Origin of the sequence: uncultured Salinicola sp. (assembly GCF_937921195.1) — a bacterium.
GTDB lineage: Bacteria > Pseudomonadota > Gammaproteobacteria > Pseudomonadales > Halomonadaceae > Salinicola.
In genome coordinates, this window is sequence record NZ_CALFQK010000018.1 from 1 (window position 1) to 1,600 (window position 1,600).

Genomic DNA, 1,600 nt, shown 5'->3' on the forward strand with positions numbered 1-1,600 from the left:
CGATGGTGCCGAACACCTCCCGCCGTGTCAGGCCATGGATCGGCAGCCAGTCGATCCAGGTCCGTCCCGCCACGCTGCCCCGGGCGTTCAAGCTGACGACAGGACGGCTTCGGCGTGCGGCGCTTTCCTCACCGCGCATCCCCATCGCACTGACGATGCGCCCGGCGAAGCGGGGGTTGGCCGCGAGATAGCGGCGCAGCTCGCGCTCGATCGGACTGCGCTTCTGGTCGGAGGTACATTGGCGATATCGCGGGGAGGGGAATATACCCCGCGCCCGAACCATCTCGAAGAACGACCGGCGGGGTCGTGCGATCACCAGCGGCAGGCCGAAGGTGGTCTTCCTGATATGGCTGATGGTTCCCGGCCATTCCACGTCGCCGAGGGTGGCATGGACGATGAGGAGCTGGTCGCGCGGGATTCCGGCCTCGACCAGCCTGATCGTCATGGCCTGGCTGTCCTTGCCGCCAGAATGGATGATCGCCACGAGGGCGCCGCGCTCGATCATGTCGGTGATGTCAGTCGGAATGCGCATCGGAACCTCCGAGCATGGCGGTCCAGTTGTCCCCGGCGGGCATCTGGTCCTGGCGTTTCAGGACGGCGAGACGGTTCATCAGATCCATGATGACCGGCGTGGTCGGGTGATCGGCGCGATGGCCTCTCTGCGGCCGGGCGAGACTGGGACGTCCATATTTGAGGAGGTGAAGCGCCGTCTCGAGCGATGGGACATGCGTCTCGCGGTCGATGAGTTCGCGGGGCAGAGCCGCCGCATGGGCGGCGTAGGCCCGGTTACGCGCCGCACTCAACTGGCGACTGCCGATCCAGTGAACCGCATCGACCCACTGGCTGACGTCGGACCAGACAAGGCGCGTGCCGGGCGTGGTGTATCTATACTGTGTCATGGGAAGCCCTCCTTCTTCGGCACTCAGATCATGCCAGCGATGACGAGGCCGGATTTCATGGAAGGGCGGCCGCAGACCTCGCAAAAGCCCGCGCGCTGGTCGGGTTCGAGCTCGGCGGTGTGGTCGCAATCGGGCGCAATGCAGATCGCGGGCACGACGCTGCACTGCGCGTAGTCCTCCAGGAAGTCCACGACATCGGCATAGCCTTCGGCCTCGGCGAGCGTGACCAGCTTGGGACGGGTGAGATTGAACATGCGTCTAGTCCTACTGATGGGGTGATACGAAAAGAGGGGAGCCGCGCTGTCGCGGCTCCCCTCACGGGACCTGCCTCTTGCGGACAGGGGACGCTGGCCGACCGGAGACATGCCGGCAGCTCCGTCAGGCCTGTTTCATGGGAGGAGGATCAGGCCTGCACGGGCGAAAGCGCCCCGGTTGCCCGGAGCGCCGGTTCTGTAGCAGTCGCTGCCTGTCAGCCGACCAGGGCGAGCCCGGCGTTGTCCGACCGGTCCTGGCCTGCACTCTCGACGAAGGGAATGATCGAGAAGGTCTGACCGCCCCGCTGCTCCTCGTTCTGCACGGCGTTCACCCGCAGATCGCCATCGGGCGTATTGATGAGGAGCGAGACATAGTCGTTCCCGGTCCGGTTGCTCTTCGCCATCCAGGCCGAGCCGACGCGGATCGGGTGGCCCTTGGGCGAGCTG

At 65.9% G+C, this 1,600-nt stretch carries 4 protein-coding genes; all 4 read right to left on the reverse strand.

All coding sequences use genetic code 11. The annotated features are described in order from the left end of the window. On the reverse strand, positions 1-532 hold a 532-nt coding region (locus Q0602_RS01340), incomplete at its 3' end, for a phosphoadenosine phosphosulfate reductase family protein (RefSeq protein ID WP_298837766.1). Continuing rightward, positions 516-899, reverse strand: coding sequence for a hypothetical protein (locus tag Q0602_RS01345; RefSeq protein ID WP_088653017.1), 384 nt, complete (start codon positions 897-899; stop codon positions 516-518). The genes Q0602_RS01345 and Q0602_RS01340, both read right to left, overlap by 17 nt. Before the next feature lie 23 nt (positions 900-922). Then, a complete protein-coding gene (locus Q0602_RS01350) occupies positions 923-1,153 on the reverse strand; it encodes a hypothetical protein (protein WP_088653018.1) in 231 nt (76 codons plus the stop codon). Positions 1,154-1,368: 215 nt separating this feature from the next. Then, a partial coding sequence (locus Q0602_RS01355; RefSeq protein ID WP_298837771.1) for a hypothetical protein occupies positions 1,369-1,600 on the reverse strand: 232 nt, incomplete at its 5' end.